The sequence below is a fragment of the Hydrogenoanaerobacterium sp. genome (assembly GCF_032017025.1).
Lineage (GTDB): Bacteria > Bacillota > Clostridia > Oscillospirales > Ruminococcaceae > Hydrogenoanaerobacterium.
Genome location: NZ_DALZQO010000027.1, coordinates 28,756 through 45,092, shown reverse-complemented (window position 1 = coordinate 45,092; position 16,337 = coordinate 28,756). Strand labels below are relative to the sequence as shown.

General features: G+C 49.2%; 13 protein-coding genes. 7 read left to right on the top strand and 6 right to left on the bottom strand.

The annotated features are described in order from the left end of the window. Window positions 1-108: 108 nt before the first annotated feature. Entirely contained in the window at window positions 109-1,482 is a 1,374-nt protein-coding gene (locus RTV33_RS13655) for a sodium-dependent transporter (RefSeq protein ID WP_312645122.1), read from the bottom strand. A gap of 180 nt (window positions 1,483-1,662) precedes the next feature. On the opposite strand from RTV33_RS13655, the gene mutY reads away from it, so the two are divergent. The 7 genes from mutY (at window position 1,663) to RTV33_RS13620 (ending at window position 8,030) form a co-directional block, all read left to right on the top strand. Next, the gene (gene mutY, locus RTV33_RS13650) at window positions 1,663-2,769 is read left to right on the top strand and encodes an A/G-specific adenine glycosylase (protein ID WP_312645121.1); all 1,107 of its coding nucleotides are present in this window, start codon (window positions 1,663-1,665) and stop codon (window positions 2,767-2,769) included. Then, a complete protein-coding gene (locus RTV33_RS13645) occupies window positions 2,766-3,641 on the top strand; it encodes a radical SAM protein (protein ID WP_312645120.1) in 876 nt (291 codons plus the stop codon). The genes mutY and RTV33_RS13645 overlap by 4 nt, the downstream gene beginning before the upstream one ends. 220 nt (window positions 3,642-3,861) lie before the next feature. Continuing rightward, on the top strand, window positions 3,862-4,437 hold the full coding sequence (locus RTV33_RS13640; RefSeq protein WP_312645119.1) for a xanthine phosphoribosyltransferase: 576 nt from the start codon (window positions 3,862-3,864) through the stop codon (window positions 4,435-4,437). 348 nt (window positions 4,438-4,785) lie between these two features. Then, window positions 4,786-5,616 carry a putative RNA methyltransferase gene (locus RTV33_RS13635; RefSeq protein WP_312645118.1) on the top strand — a complete coding sequence of 277 codons (831 nt, stop codon included), beginning with the start codon at window positions 4,786-4,788 and terminating at the stop codon, window positions 5,614-5,616. Window positions 5,617-5,793: 177 nt separating this feature from the next. After that, window positions 5,794-6,372: a LemA family protein gene (locus RTV33_RS13630; RefSeq protein WP_312645117.1), complete on the top strand. Its 579-nt coding sequence runs from the start codon at window positions 5,794-5,796 to the stop codon at window positions 6,370-6,372. Window positions 6,373-6,400: 28 nt separating this feature from the next. Further along, on the top strand, window positions 6,401-7,204 hold the full coding sequence (locus RTV33_RS13625) for a TPM domain-containing protein (RefSeq protein ID WP_312645116.1): 804 nt from the start codon (window positions 6,401-6,403) through the stop codon (window positions 7,202-7,204). 112 nt (window positions 7,205-7,316) lie between these two features. Further along, entirely contained in the window at window positions 7,317-8,030 is a 714-nt protein-coding gene (locus RTV33_RS13620; RefSeq protein WP_312645115.1) for an NAD(P)H-dependent oxidoreductase, read from the top strand. A gap of 58 nt (window positions 8,031-8,088) precedes the next feature. Here the strand turns inward: RTV33_RS13620 and rnr are convergent, their stop codons facing one another. The 5 genes from rnr to RTV33_RS13595 form a co-directional block, all read right to left on the bottom strand. After that, on the bottom strand, window positions 8,089-10,197 hold the full coding sequence (rnr, locus tag RTV33_RS13615) for a ribonuclease R (RefSeq protein WP_312645114.1): 2,109 nt from the start codon (window positions 10,195-10,197) through the stop codon (window positions 8,089-8,091). A 146-nt stretch (window positions 10,198-10,343) separates the two neighbouring features. Further along, entirely contained in the window at window positions 10,344-10,595 is a 252-nt protein-coding gene (gene secG, locus RTV33_RS13610) for a preprotein translocase subunit SecG (protein ID WP_312645113.1), read from the bottom strand. Window positions 10,596-10,913: 318 nt separating this feature from the next. Beyond that, window positions 10,914-13,151 carry a DNA topoisomerase (ATP-hydrolyzing) subunit A gene (locus RTV33_RS13605; RefSeq protein ID WP_312645112.1) on the bottom strand — a complete coding sequence of 746 codons (2,238 nt, stop codon included), beginning with the start codon at window positions 13,149-13,151 and terminating at the stop codon, window positions 10,914-10,916. A gap of 19 nt (window positions 13,152-13,170) precedes the next feature. After that, window positions 13,171-14,211, bottom strand: a complete 1,041-nt coding sequence (locus RTV33_RS13600; protein WP_312645111.1) for a low specificity L-threonine aldolase — start codon at window positions 14,209-14,211, stop codon at window positions 13,171-13,173. 57 nt (window positions 14,212-14,268) lie between these two features. After that, entirely contained in the window at window positions 14,269-16,251 is a 1,983-nt protein-coding gene (locus tag RTV33_RS13595) for a toprim domain-containing protein (protein WP_312645110.1), read from the bottom strand. Window positions 16,252-16,337 lie beyond the last annotated feature (86 nt).

Sequence of the window (16,337 nt, the reverse complement as noted above, 5' to 3'; positions counted from 1 at the left end):
CGGCTATTTGTGCATTAGGCGGCAAGACGCCTAACGCACCTGCTAAAGCAGAGCAAAAAAAGAGGAGGATATCGTACGATATCCTCCTCTTTTTAACTATGCAATTGATTACTTAACGAAAAATTTCGAAATGTAGCCCTGTACAAAAATTACAAGCACAATTACCGGCAGAACATAACTGACATACAGACGCGCCCATTGGGGAAATTTTACGCCCTTACCGAGATTGCACTCGGCGGTAAAGTTCTTCCAGCCCCAGCCGTAGCGCGAGGTGCAGAACAACAGGTACACCAAACTACCCAGCGGCAGCAGGTTGTTGCTTACAATGAAATCTTCCAGGTCAAGGATATTGCTGCTGCCGCCCAAAGGATGAAAACCGCTGAGTACGGTAAACCCAAGCACGCAGGGCAGCGACAACAGGATGATTGCAACCAGATTGACCGCAACGGCTTTTTTACGGCTGCAGCCGGTGAGGTCAATGGCAAACGAAATAATGTTTTCGAATACCGCAATAATGGTTGAGAGTGCTGCGAACGACATAAATACAAAGAACAACGAACCCCACAAACGGCCGCCCACCATGTTATTGAACACGTTGGGTAGGGTAACAAATACAAGGCCGGGCCCTTCGCCGGGGTTGATGCCGTACGCCGCACAGGATGGGAAAATAATGAGGCCCGCGATCAGCGCAACCGAGGTATCAAGCAGGGTGATGCTGATGGATTCGCCCATTAGGCTGCGATCTTTACCGATGTAGCTGCCAAAAATGGACATCGCACCAATGCCGAGGCTCAGGGTGAAAAATGCCTGACCCATTGCTGCAAAGATGGTATTTGCAATACCATGCTCTACCATTTTGCCAAAATCGGGTACCAGATAGAATTTTAAGCCCTCTGCAGCGCCCGGCAGTGTTACCGCGCGTATTGCAAGTACAATCATAATCGCAAATAAGCTGCACATCATCAGCTTTGTAACTTTTTCAACGCCCTTTTGCAGCCCCATGGAGCACACACCGAAGCCGAGCAGCACAATCACTACCATCCATGCAATTTGCGCCCCGGTTTGAGTGGTGAAATCACCAAACGCCGCACCCACCTGCTCCGGCGACAGCCCGGCAAAATCGCCCTTTGCCATTTTTACAAAATACGCAAGCATCCAACCGCCCACGGTGGTGTAAAACATCATCAGCAGGTAGTTGCCCGCCATGCCAAACCAGCGGTAGATGTGCCATTTCGTACCTTTTGGCTCCAGCTTGTTGAACGATAGCGCCACACTCTTTTGGCTGGCACGTCCCACAGAAAACTCCATTGCCATAATGGGCAGACCCAATATCACCAAAAACAACAGGTAAATCAGTACAAACGCCGCACCGCCATACAAACCTGTGATATACGGGAAGCGCCACACGTTCCCAATTCCGATTGCGCAGCCCGCCGAAATGAGCAGAAAGCCCAACCGCGAGGCAAATTTTTCACGTTCCAAAAGAAAACCTCCTCAAATTAAAACACTTGTCCAAATGTGAACAAATTATATCTTAAGCAATCATACACTTTTATAGGGCCATATGTCAACTTTTTTCAGTTTTTCAGGTAGCCCCTACCACTTGAAAAATAAATCACAGACTGGTAGACTAAAGATATCTCTTGTATTTGTGAGGATTAAATGAGTATTTTTGAAGATAAAATGATTGCATCGCTTGCTGATTTGCACCTCCCTCTGCTGGAATGGTACGACCGCTGCAAACGCGAAATGCCATGGCGTGGGGCATCAGACAGTTATTTTGTATGGGTAAGCGAAATTATGCTGCAGCAAACCCGCGTTGAAGCAGTACGTGCCTACTTTTTGCGCTTTACCGCCGCTTTGCCTACCTTACAGCACCTTGCCCGGTGCGATGAGGAAACTTTGCTCAAGTTGTGGGAGGGTTTAGGCTACTACAACCGCGTACGTAACATGCAAAAGGCGGCTAAAATTGTTGTAGAGCAATACGGCGGCGAGCTACCGCGCAGCTACGAGCAGCTGCTCACGCTGCCCGGAATTGGTGAGTACACCGCCGGTGCAATCGCATCCATCGCTTACAACATCCCCGTACCCTGTGTGGACGGCAATGTGCTGCGTGTGCTCTCGCGCATTACGGCAAACAGCGCCGATATTTCTCTGCCTGCGGTGAAAAAGGAATATCAGGTGTTGGCGCAAAACATGATTCCTGCCGAAATTGACTTACCTGCCTCAGGCGGGCGGGCGGGCGACTTTAACCAGTCACTGATGGAACTCGGCGCGACGGTGTGCCTCCCCAACGGCGCCCCGCTGTGTGATGTATGCCCTGTTCGTACACGGTGCGCAGCATTTCTTGCAGGTAACCCGCAAGATTACCCCGTTAAACCCGCAAAGCCTGCGCGTAAAACAGTGAAAAAAACAATTTCCGTGCTGATTTGCGGCGACCTCGTTTTACTGCGAAAGCGCCCCGACGACGGACTGCTTGCCGGGCTTTGGGAGTTCTGGAATGCAGACGGCTGGCTCAACCGCGACGAACTGACCGATCAGCTCACACAACAGGGCATTTCTGTAACCGCGGTGCACTCGCTAAAAAAAGCGAAGCATATTTTTTCGCACATCGAGTGGCAGATGCAGGGCTACCTCGTTTATACCGATAAGCCTTCTGCTTTAGAGGATGGCGAATGGGTAAAGCTGACCGAGCTGCGCGAAAGCTACGCACTGCCCGGTGCACTGAAAGCTTACAGCAAGGAGCTCGAAAGGTGGGTGCAGCAATGACCAACTATAAAAAAGCGTATATCGAAATTACCAACGTGTGCAACCTCAGCTGCAACTTCTGCCCCAAAACCACTCGTACCCCCACTTTTATGACTTCTGACCAATTTGCACAGCTTGCCCGGCAGGTGAAGCCCTTCACCGATTACGTTTACCTTCACCTGATGGGAGAACCTCTGCTGCACCCGCAGCTGGACGAAATTCTTAAAATTTGTGAGATTCTTGACCTCAAGGTTACCATCACCACCAACGGCACGCTCATCAATAAAAAGCGTGAACTGCTGCTCAAATCCCCCTGCTTGTACAAGGTGCATTTTTCTCTGCACAGCTTTGAGGCAAACGACAGCGGCATTGCACTGGAGGATTATGTGCGCGATATTGTTGATTTTGCACGGTGCGCTGCCGATGAGGGTACCATTAATGTGCTGCGCCTATGGAATATGGATAGCGCAGAGCTCAAGGGCAGCAACCGCCTGAATAAAGACATCATCGATTTGCTCGAAGCGGAGTTTGGCTGTGTGTTTTCGCTGCGCAACGCACTTGGGCAGGGGCGCAGCGGTATCAAGCTTTTGCCGCGCATCTATCTCGAAATGGCGCAGAAGTTTCAATGGCCAAGCCTTAACGCACCGGTTATGGGCGACGAAGTGTTCTGCTATGGGCTGCGTGACCAGTTTGGTATCCTGGCAGATGGAACCGTCGTGCCCTGCTGCCTTGACAGTGAGGGCACGGTCGACCTTGGCAACGCTTTTGATGCACCGCTCAAAACCATTCTGCTTTCGCGCCGTGCAGAGCGCATTTATGAGGGTTTTACCGCACGTAAGGCGGCTGAGCAGCTTTGTGCACGCTGCGGCTATGCGCAAAGATATATAAAATAGACAAAACTGTACGTGGTACGCATACATTGGGTGTGCTAAGTGATGATTTGTTGAAAGTACCGCTAAAATTCGACAAACACTCTAACCCTTGCGCAAAGTTTGTGTTATAATAAGGGTTATACTTAAAAATGTAATAGATACCGCGTTCACTTCCCGCACGAAATGAATAGCGGTATTTTCTATCAGTCATATTTCAGCGTGCGGAGAAACGGTGGAGGCAATGGAGCTTTTAAAACAACGTATTATGAAGGACGGGCATGTCAAGCCCGGTAATATTATTAAGGTAGACAGCTTTTTGAATCATCAGATGGACATTGTATTGATGAACGAGATTGGCAAGGAGTTTGCCCGTCTGTTTGCAGACCAACCCATCACCAAAGTTCTCACGATCGAGGCTTCCGGCATTGGTATTGCTGCTATTGCCGCACAGCATTTCGGTAATGCTCCTGTTGTATTTGCAAAAAAAACACAATCGAAAAACCTTGATGGTGAGTTGTATATTTCTCAGGTGGAGTCGTTTACCCGCGGTACGGTTTGCGACATTCAGGTTTCGAAAAAATTCATTACCAGCGACGACTGTGTGCTCATTCTTGACGATTTTCTTGCAAAGGGCAAGGCTCTGCTGGGGCTGATTGATATTGTGAAACAGAGCGGTGCAAAATTTGCAGGCTGCGGTATTGTCATCGAGAAAGGCTGGCAGGACGGCGGAGAGGTTTTGCGCGAAAAAGGTATTCGCCTTGAGTCTCTTGCAATTATCGATAAAGCAGACGAAACAGGATTTACTTTCCGCGACTAAGAATCATATAACGGGTACGACCCGCCCGCCTTGCCGCGGAATGTCGTTTGAGCAGGGGCAATCCCTGCTCTTTTTGTAATAATTTGTATTAATATTGCATCTCGTATTCTTTTTTGTAAGAATAAGTTTGATTGTTCTAGATTCAATTCAAAAACGTGAAGCGTTCTTTTAATCGCACAGCTCAGCGTGGGGCGACGAATTGCGCTACCGAGTTGGCTTACAATACCGATTTCAGCAAAAACAAGCTGCTTTCGCTACCGACTTTGGCGATTTATAAAAGTATATCATTACATTTTGGAATTACAACTGGTATTATAACTATTTGTATCGTATTATGGAGGCTTTCGCATGAGTATTTTCCTCTGCCCAATCTGCAAAGCAGAACTGACGGAACAAGACCATAGTTTAAAGTGCCCCAAAAACCACACCTATGATATTGCGGCAGCAGGCTATATCAACCTATTGCGCAACGAAAGTAAAAAGTGCGTGGTACCCGGGGACAGCAAAGAGATGTGCGCTTCGCGCAATCATTTTCTCAGCAAAAACTATTACCATTGCCTTGCACAGGGGCTTGCACAGTATATTTCCGGCATTACCAGCGAGTTACCGTCGCCCGTTGTTGTGGACGCTGCCTGCGGCGAAGGCTATTACACCACCGCCATCTACGAAAAGCTGGTGCAAATGGGCAAAGCGCCCCTTATCGCCGGTGTGGATATTGCAAAATATGCGCTGAAATACGCCGGAAAACGCTGTAAAGGCATTAGCTTTGCAGCGGCAAGTATCTTTGATATGCCCCTGCCAGCCGATATTGCAGATGTGGTAACCAATATTTTTGCTCCGGTCGCCGATGAGGAGTTCCGACGTGTTCTGCACGATGGCGGGCATATGATTATTGTGGGGCCGGGGGAACGGCACCTGTGGGAGCTCAAAGAGTTTTTGTACGAAAATCCGTATCTCAACGAGCCCAAACATTATAGCTTTGCAGGCTTTGCCTACAAAGAAAAGCTGCATTTTGAAGATAAAATTCACATATCCTGCAACGAGGACATCATGAATCTGTTCGCCATGACTCCTTACTACTGGAAGACCTCACAGCAGGCAACACAACGCTTGCAGCAGCTTGAACAACTGGATGTTCAAATCAGCTTTGAGGCACATGTTTTCTGCAAAAACGTCTGATCGCCAATCGTAAAAATACAGTGATTGTTGCGGTGAAAATGTACACATTCCCGAAATGAACTTCACAATCTATTGATGTATTGCATCCAAAATATGTTATAATATGAACTGTCAAATATTTGACAGTTGGGTACAAAACATATACTTAGCAAAACTATTTTGATGGAGGAAAACAATATGAAAAAATTATCCGGCGGCATGATTGCTCTCATTGCAGTTGTCGTGGTTATCGTGATTGCTGTCGCGTGGGGTGTTGGCAACTACAACGGTCTTGTCGGCTTTCAGGAGAATGTAACCGGCCAAAGTGCAAACATTGAAACTCAGCTGCAGCGCAGAGCCGACCTTATCCCCAACCTTGTGGCAACTGTAAAGGGCTACGCTGCGCACGAAACTGAGATTATGACGGCACTGGCTGACGCGCGTGCAAACCTTGCGGGCGCAGGCACAATGCAAGAGAGGGCAAACGCTGACGCACAGCTTACCGGCGCACTCAGCCGCTTGCTGATGGTAGTGGAAAATTACCCCGACCTGAAAGCAGACGCACAGTACACCGCACTGATGGATGAACTGGCGGGTACTGAGAACCGCATTGCTGTTGCCAGAAAAGATTATAACGACACAGTAAAGGCGTACAACAAAAAGATCAGAACCTTCCCCACCGTCATTTTTGCTAACATGTTTGGCTTTGATGCGGCAGAATACTTTGAAGCAACCCCAGGTTCGGAAGTACCCCCAACGGTGGATTTTACCAAATAAGCTATACAAAACGACTTGAGGTAACAATATGAAAATTTTTGGACGTATCGCGGCGTTCGTCCTGGTTTTAGCGGCGCTCACAACAGCGGTGTTTGCCTTGCCCAAACCCAGCAGCCGTTTTTATGTGAACGATACCGCCAACGTGCTTTCCTCCGAGACGGAGGACTACATTTTTAACAATAGCCGTGTACTGGATGAAAAAACCACTGCACAGCTTGTTGTAGCCACGGTAGCCTCGTTGGACGATAAAACTGTAGATGAATACGCGCTGGAGCTCGGCCGCGAATGGGGCGTTGGCGGTAAAGAAAAAAACAACGGTTTGCTTATTCTGCTTGCACCCAACGAACGCAAAATTACGGTACAGGTTGGTTATGGCTTAGAGGGCGCGGTCAACGATGCGAAAGCAGGACGCTTTCTCGACAACTACGCCGTCCCCTACCTAAAAAACAACGACTGGGACGGCGGCATTCGCAACCTGTATTCGGCATTGCTCACCGAGGTTTATAAGGAATACAACATGGAAGTACCAAACGACGTCACGGTTTATGAGACGCAGGGAAACCGCGATGAAGGCGGATCGTCCGGCTTTCTGTTCCCGCTGCTTGTCATTGTTGCCATCATTATTTCAACCGGCGTTATGAGGCGCGGCGGAGGCGGCGGGCCCCGACCTCCTCGTGGCGGAGGCGGCTTCTATGGCGGAGGACACTACTACGGTGGCTTTGGCGGCGGACGTAGCGGTGGATTCGGCGGAGGTGGTGGCGGCTTTAGCGGAGGCAGTTTTGGTGGCGGAGGTGGCAGTTTTGGCGGCGGAGGTTCTTCCCGCGGCTTCTAGGCGGGCTAAGCACTCTGCATGATTGCAAAGCATACCTACCAAGCTACATCTGCAATACAGTTAGTTATTCAGTGCTCAACCAAAACACGAATATTAAAGGCGGCAGACAGCTATGAACATCGTCATCATCAACGGCAGCCCCCGTAAGAACGGCAACACCTACAGAGCTGTACAAATTTTTAAGGATGATCTGTTAAAGATTGACCCCGATATCACTTTTACGGAGTACTTTTTGCCGCAAGATATGCCCGAATTTTGCCGCGGCTGCTTTACCTGTTTTACCTATGGCGAGGATAAATGCCCGCATGCACAGTATGTGCAGCCCATTTTAGATGACATGCTTGCGGCGGACGGCATTATTTTTACTTCGCCTGTTTATGCATTGCATTGCTCCGCTGGGGTAAAAGCGCTGCTTGATCACCTTGCTTATATCTTTGTGGTGCACCGTGCACGGCCTGGAATGGTTGGAAAGAATGTGTTTATCCTCTCTACAACAGCGGGTGCCGGCACGAAAGGCGCAATCAAGCCGATTCAGGACAGTGTAATTTGGTGGGGCGCTACAAAGCCGCTCACCTACCGCTTAGCGGTAATGGCGGAGGGAATTGACAGCATGCCTGCAAAACGGCAGGCTAAGCTTACCAAGGCGCTGGAGCGCAAGGCATACCGATTTTACAGCAGAATGGATAAAAAGCGTAAGCCAACCCTGCTCTTCCGGGCATCGTTTCACATGCTTTGCAGACAACGTGTGAAGCTGTACCCTCCCCTTGAAAGAGACCTGAATTATTGGAATACACAGGGTTGGACGGCTGACAAACGGCCGTGGTAACATAAACATAAAGCAAACAACCCCCCGATGATCAATTTCATCGGGGGGTTTTATCATGTTATTGTGCGAGCACAAAATCAATATTTCCGGCGCTGACGTCCGCGCCTGCCACCTGCACGCGTACAAGCTTGCCCACGCGGTAGCGAGTGTTGGAGGAAGTCTCCACAAGCTCCACCATACCGTCATAATCGTAGTTGCCCTGCGGCAGACTGTCGATACGAATCATGCCCTCGATGGTGTTGGAAAGCTCCACATAAATGCCATGAGAGGTCACGGAGGTAATTACACCGTCGAAGCATTCACCAATATGTCGGGTCATATACTCTGCCTTGTAGCAATCCTCACAGTCACGTTCCACCGTCATAGCGCGCTGTTCGCGGTTACTCGACTGCTCCGACGATATCTTTACAAAATTACCGTATTTGCGCTTGAGGCGGGTATCGTCCATACCCGAAAGCAAGCTTGTCATAATGCGGTGTATGGTGAGATCGGGGTAGCGGCGGATGGGCGAAGTAAAGTGGGCGTAGTTTTCAAGCACAAGCCCAAAATGCCCCTTGTTTACCTCGCTGTATTTTGCCTTTGCCATCGATCGTAAAATCTGGTTGTTTACCAGCAGCTGCAGCTCGGTGCCGTTCACTGCGTTTAAAATACGTGCCAGCGCACCCGACGAAATATGCTTTTTTAGCTCAGAGCAGTCAACCGCCAGTGCATCCAGCAGAGTGCATAAGTTTTCAATCTTCTCAGGCGACGGATGCTCATGTACGCGGTATACGAACGGTATCATACGCTCCATGGCAAGCGATGCAGCGGCTTCGTTGGCTGTGAGCATAAACTCTTCGATGATGCCCTCGGAAACACCCTGTACACGTTCTACAATTTCCTCGGCACGTCCGTCCCCGCCCACGAGTATCTTCGACTCGGTTGATTGCAGGTTCAGCCCGCCGCGGCTCATTCTACGCTTTGAGAGAATTCCCGCAAGCTCACGCATGTCACAAATGCTTTTGATTAAGCCATCGTATTTTTCCATAATCGTATCATCGGCGGTATTGGAAAGAATCTGATTAATCTCGGAATATACACCTTTAACACGGGAGCGGATGATGGATTTTTCAAATCGATAGCCAATCAGCTTGCCGGTTTTATCCAGCGACAACAGTGCCGAAAATGCCAGCCTGTCCTCCTGCGGGTTGAGTGAACAAATTCCGTTGGAAAGCGCGGGCGGCAGCATAGGTACCACAGAATTTGCATAGTATACCGAGGTGCCTCGTTCAAACGCCTCCACATCAAGCGGTGTGTTGGGCCTTACATAGTGGCTTACATCGGCAATATGCACGCCGAGGTGCCAGCCATCCTCGTGCTTTTCCAGTGATACCGCGTCGTCGATATCCTTGGTATCTGCACCGTCAATGGTAAAAATAAGGTCGTAACGCAGATCAAGGCGGCTCTGCATGTCCTTGTCGGTGATGCCCTTGCTGCTGATGTGATCGGCAAATTTGAGCACCTCGTCGGAAAACTGCTTGGTGATGCCGCTTGCCGCCAAAATTGCTTCGCTGCAAGCCGCCGCGCTGGTTGCCTTACCGAATACCTCGGTAACGGCAGCCTTGTGGGTAAAGTGGCTGTTGCCGCGTGAGGTTACATGAGCCAGCACCTTATCGCCGTCGCGCGCACCCAGTGCATCTGCCGGTGCAACTTTAACGGGGATTTTAGAGCCCGAATCGGGTACAATTTCGCAACGTCCGCCCTGCTTGCGAAACACACCGCTGAAGGGCTGTTCACTCTGTACAGAGATGCGCACAACCTCACCCTCAGGCAGCTCACCCCTGCCCTGTGTTTTACGGATCAGCACGGTATCGCCCGGCATAGCACCCTGCAAAGCACGCCCGGGAATAAAGATATCACGTTCCAACTCATCCGAACCCGCAAAGCCAAAACCTTCTTTAATGCTGATAATCTTGGCGGTAATCAGCTTCTCCGGTTTGTTTGCACGATATCTGCCCTTCTTTTCGCGCACTGTTCCGTTTTTAACAAGCTTATGCAGCGATAAAAAGAACTCCTCGCGGTATTGGCGCTTTACGCGCAGCTTATCACAGAGCTCACGTGCGGTAAACCCTTTGCTGCCGCTGCTGCGCAGCGTATCTAAAATCTGATTGGTAAAATCTTTTTTCATAAATTCTCTTTCTAGGGCGTTTTTGAAAACAAAAAACTACAAACATTTTGCTGTTTTCAGAAGTACCCTTAAACAAACTTTGCCTTATTGACAAAAAAGACCCTGCGCAAATAAGCGCAGAGCCTTTAAGTCACTTTATGCAAACATTATTTGACATAAACTGAAATGATACAAACCGCCAGAGAAATTGCAAAGAATACAACCGCTGCACCCTTTGTAACTTTGTTCAACAGCATTTCTTTGGTTTTCGCTCTGTTTTTGCCATAATTCATGGCAGAGTCTGCACCGGTTACCGCGCCCATGCCGTCAGATTTCGATTCCTGCATCATGACGACCAGCACTATTATGATACACGTAATTGCAAGTACTATTCCGCCTACAATCTCAAAAGCATTCATTATTTTTGCACCTCCGCACTTTCCATGTCAACTTTCAGTATTATATCACAAATGCATGTTGATTGCAAGTATTCTTCCAAGATTCTATGCCTTTGTGCATAATTTTTAAACGTTTGCCTATACTAAATATGGTTTTACAGTGCGGCTACACTGTACCCTTTGGGTGCAATTGTTGCGTTTGTGAGTAACCTGTAGCTGAATTGTAATTCCGTTTGACAGGGCTGTCTGTGTTTGTATGCGGGCAGCTCTGTTTTTTATCGTAATATCCGTGTAACTACCTAGAATCAACGTGCTCTGCGCCCGGCTTTCCACCCTGTGTTACAGGGTAAGCTGCTCACCCATATCCTCGGGGCGGGGCAGCATGCCGGTGCCAGGCAGCGTTTTGATGCGGTAGCGGTGTTCATTGGCGAGGCTGCCTGCCTCAAAAGGTTTTACAGCAAGCAGCTTGGCATTTTTTTTCAGCGTCATTACCGCAACACCCTGTGTGTTTTTGGTGGCTTTGCTCGCAATAGCGCCACTGTGCAGCAACAGCATGCGGTTTTGGGTGGAGGTAAGCAGGTACTCGCTGTCTTCGGGTGCGTAGTAAGCCGCGACCAAGGGCGATTTGTTACCATACGCGCCAACCAGCTTTTTGCGTCTCGTCACAGTCTGGTAAGCCCCCATATCCACCTTGGCAACCTTGCCGTTTTCAAAGAAGAACAGCATATAGCCCTTATAATCCTGAGTTACCGCCATATAAACGGCGCGCTCTTCCTCATCCATACCCAGCTTGGCGGGGATGTAATCCCCCAGCACACTCGCCTTGGTGTCATCAAAATCACACGCACGGCTTTTGTACACCTGGCAGCGATCGCTGAAGAACAGCAGCTCAGCAGTGTTGGTATCCTCCACCGCCTGTGCCACCGCATCGCCCTCCTTCATCTTTTGCTCGCTGCTCATGCGCAGGCTCTGCGGGGTAATCTTTTTAAAGTAGCCCTCTGTGGTGAAGAACAAGTTTACTGCGTAGTCCGGTATCTCCTCTTCGATCATTACTGCCTCCTCATCATCGGTGTATATGATGAGGCTTCTGCGGGGTTTTCCGTACTTTTTGCTGATCTCCTTAAGCTCGTTGATGATGATGGTTTTTACGCGCTTTGCGTCCGCAAGAATGTCTTCCATATCCGCAATTTCTTTTTTCAGCTTATCAATTTCATCGGTGCGCTTTAAGATGTACTCGCGGTTGAGGTGGCGCAGCTTAATTTCTGCTACATATTCCGCCTGCAGCTCGTCAATGCCAAACCCAATCATCAAGTTGGGTACGACCTCGGTTTCCTCCTCGGTTTCGCGCACAATACGAATCGCCTTGTCGATATCAAGGAGAATTTTCGCAAGACCCTTGAGCAGATGCAGCTTTTCTTTGCGCTTTTTCAGGTCAAAGAACACCCTGCGCTTTACGCATTCCTCACGAAAGGCAATCCACTCGATGAGTAGCTCACCTACACCCATAACACGAGGTGAGCCGGCGATCAGTACGTTGAAGTTGCAGCTGAAGCTATCCTCCAGCGGCGTCATGCGAAACAGCTTCGCCATCAGTTTTTCGGCATCCACACCGCGTTTGAGGTCAATGGTAAGCTTCAGACCAGACAGGTCGGTTTCATCGCGAATATCCGCAATCTCTTTGATCTTTGAGGATTTCACCAACTCCACAATCTTATCGATAATCGCCTCAATTGTGGTGCTCGGTGGAATTTCGGTGATGTCGATGCAGTTGTTTGACTTATCGTAGCTGTAGCGTGAGCGCACACGTACGCTACCCCTGCCCGTCTCGTAAATTTTGTTCAGCTCGTTTTGATTGTGGATGATGTAGCCACCGCCTGCAAAATCGGGCGCTGTCAGGGTGGATGCAAGCTCGTGCTGTGGGTTTTTGAGTAAAGCAATGGTGGTATCGCAGATTTCATTGAGGTTAAACGAGCAGATAGAGCTTGCCATACCTACCGCGATGCCCATGTTGGGGTTGACCAAGATGGTGGGAAACGTCACGGGCAGCAATGTTGGCTCCTTGCAGGTACTGTCGTAGTTATCTATAAAATCAACGGTATCCTTGTCAATATCGCTGAACATCTCCGTGCAGATTGGGTCAAGCTTGGCTTCGGTATAACGGCTGGCAGCATACGCCATATCACGCGAATAACTTTTACCGAAGTTACCCTTACTGTCTACATAGGGGTGCAGCAGCGCCTCATAGCCTTTAGAAAGGCGCACCATCGTCTCGTAAATCGCCGCATCTCCATGCGGGTTTAGGTGCATGGTTTGCCCTACAATATTCGCCGACTTGGTGCGTGCACCCGATATCAACCCCATTTTATGCATGGTATAAAGCAGCTTGCGGTGCGAAGGCTTAAAGCCATCGATTTCAGGGATGGCGCGTGAGAGAATAACGCTCATCGCGTAGGGCATATAGTTTTTTTCTATCGTCTCGGTAATGGGCTGATCCAGCACCACTCCCGCATTTTCAATATATACTTTTTCACCCATTTGGGGCTTATTGTTCTCGGTCTTCTTCTTTTTTGGGGGCATCCGGTTCAACTCCTTGTTTTCAGCCTAGGCTGTTCTTGCAGGCGCTGTGCAAATCGGCGACAAACTGCTTGACGTTTTGCTCATGAGTAGCCCACGAGGTAACAAAACGAACCGCGGTGTATCCATCGCTGCGCTTCTCCCATACCTCAAACAAATAATTCTTCTCCAACTGAGTCAGCACTGTGTCCGGCAGGATGGGGAACTGCTGATTGGTAACCGAATCGGTCACAAAAGAGAAGCCCTCGCTTTGACAGGCCTCTTTGATCAGCGACGCCATTTGGTTGGCATGCCGCCCAAGCTCAAAGTATAGGTCGCCGCACAGCAGCTCTCCAAACTGTATGCCGAGCAGCCTGCCCTTGGCAAACATACCGCCGCGCTGTTTGATCATATAGCGAAAATCTTGCTTGATTGCGTCGTTCAGCAGCACAACAGCCTCGCCAAACATGGCACCACATTTGGTACCGCCAATGTAAAATGCGTCGGACAGCCGTGCCAGATCGGTAAGGGTGACGTCGCTACCCTGCGCAGTAAGCGCAGAAGCCAGGCGCGCACCGTCCACAAACAGCAGCAGTCCGTTTGCCTTGCAGCAGGTGCTGATCGCTTCCAGCTCCGCTTTGCTGTAAATGGTACCAACCTCGGTGGGGTGCGAAATGTAAACCATTTTGGGCTGTACCATATGCTCGTCGGTGTGGGTATCCACCGCTTTTTGAATAAGCGACGGTGTCAGCTTGCCGCTGTGCGCCGGCATTGCAATCGCCTTGTGCCCGGTTGCTTCAATTGCACCGGTTTCATGCACGCAAATGTGTCCGCTATCTGCCGAGATAACAGCCTGATATGGGCGCAGGGCAGCTGAAATCACCGTTAAATTGGTTTGGGTTCCTCCTGTCAGAAAATGAACGTCCGCATCCTCCCTGCCAATTTTTTCGCATATAATACGGCGAGCAGCATCACAGTAATGGTCTGTTCCATAGCCGACCGTTTGCTCAAGGTTGCTTTTCAGCAATGCTTCCATAATTTGCGGGTGAGCACCCTCGCTATAATCATTTTTAAAACTGTACATTCTGTCATTCCTCCAGTTTTTTGGGCTTTTACGGTTTCAACTGCGTGCATCGCCTATTTAAGAAACGTCTACAGCATCCAGATAAAGATGCCCGTTCTCCGCTATGAACTCCTTGCGGCCCGCAAGGTTGTCGCCCAGCATGACATCAAACATATTGGCGGTTGCTTCGATGTCAGCAGGCTTTACCGCGATGAGGCGACGCGTTTCGGGGTTCATGGTGGTCAGCCACATCATGTCAGGGTCGTTTTCGCCAAGCCCCTTGCTGCGCTGAATTTTGTATTTTGCATTGCCAATTTCTTTGATACAATCGACCTTTTCCGTTTCGCTGTAGGCAAACCAGGTTTTATCCTTGCTGGTAATTTCATAAAGCGGAGACTCTGCAATATAAACAAAGCCCTTTTCAATCAGCGTGGGTACAAGGCGGTAAAGCATGGTGAGAATCAATGTGCGAATCTGAAAGCCATCGACGTCGGCATCGGTACAGATGACGACCTTGTGCCAGCGCAGGCCTTCGAGGTCGAACGACGAAAGGTCTTTGTTCGATTTAGATTTTACTTCTACACCGCAGCCCAATACCTTGATAATATCGATGATAATATCGCTTTTAAAGATTTTATCGTACTCCGCCTTGAGGCAGTTAAGAATTTTACCGCGCACGGGAATAATCGCCTGAAACTCACTGTCGCGTGAAAGTTTACAGGCGCCCAAAGCCGAATCGCCCTCTACAATATAAATTTCGCGCTTGGCGGTATCTTTGCTGCGGCAGTCGACAAACTTCTGCACGCGGTTGGCGATATCCAAGTTGCCCGACAGCTTCTTCTTGAGGTTAAGGCGGGTTTTTTCGGCGTTTTCACGGCTGCGCTTATTAATCAGCACCTGCTCGGCTATTTTTGCCGCATCGTCGGGGTTTTCGATAAAATAGACTTCAAGGTTATGCTTTAAGAACTCGGTCATCGTTTCGGCAATAAACTTGTTGGTAATCGCCTTTTTGGTCTGGTTCTCGTAGCTGGTCTGTGTAGAAAACGACGAGGATATCAGAATTAGGCAATCCTCAATATCTTGAAACGTAATTTTGCTTTCATTCTTTAAATATTTGTTATTCTGCTTTAAATATGCGTCGATCATCGATACATACGCGCTCTTTACCGCTTTTTCGGGAGAACCGCCGTACTCCAAAAAGCTGGAGTTGTGGTAATACTCGGCGATTTTAAAGCGGTTAGAGAAGCACATTGCCAGCTGCAGCTTTACCTTGTACTCCGGCTTGTCCTCACGGTCGCGCCCACGACGCTCGCCCTGCCAAAACTGCACAGGTGTAAGTGCATCTTCTCCCGCGAGCTCGCCCGCGTAATCTACAATGCCGTTTTGATAAATAAACTGATATTCCTCAAAGCCTTTGCCGCTCTGGTCGCGCAGAATGAATAGAATACCGTCGTTGACAACAGCCTGACGTTTCAGCACATCGGTGTAGTACTCGAGTGGCACATTGATATCGGTAAACACGTCAAGGTCTGGCCTCCAGCGGATCTTGGAGCCCGTTTTTTTACGGTTGGTAGGCTCTTTATGCAACTCGCCCGCAATTTCGCCCTTTTCAAACCGCAGATTGTATTTCATACCATCACGATAAATCTCAACGTCCATATACTCCGAGGAATACTGCGTGGCACACAGTCCCAAACCGTTGAGCCCCAGAGAATATTCGTAGCTTTCACCGTTGTTGGTGTTGTATTTACCGCCCGCATACAGCTCACAGAAGACAAGATCCCAGTTATAACGTTCCTCGCGCTCGTTATAATCCACCGGAATGCCGCGCCCGAAATCCTCGATTTCAATGGAGTGATCTTGATAACGGGTGATTACAATGTGATCTCCATGCCCCTCGCGCGCTTCGTCGATTGAGTTGGAGAGTATTTCAAAAATAGAGTGCTGACAGCCCACAATACCGTCTGACCCAAATATTACCGCAGGGCGCTTGCGCACTCTGTCTGCGCCCTTAAGCTGAGAGATGCTGTCATTTCCATATTCCGTAGTTTTCTTTGGCATTTCACGCCTCCGATATTCTTAATCGTTTGCAGGCAGGATTTCCGCCCGCACCTTTATTTTAACCCATATCTTTTATTTTCGCCTAT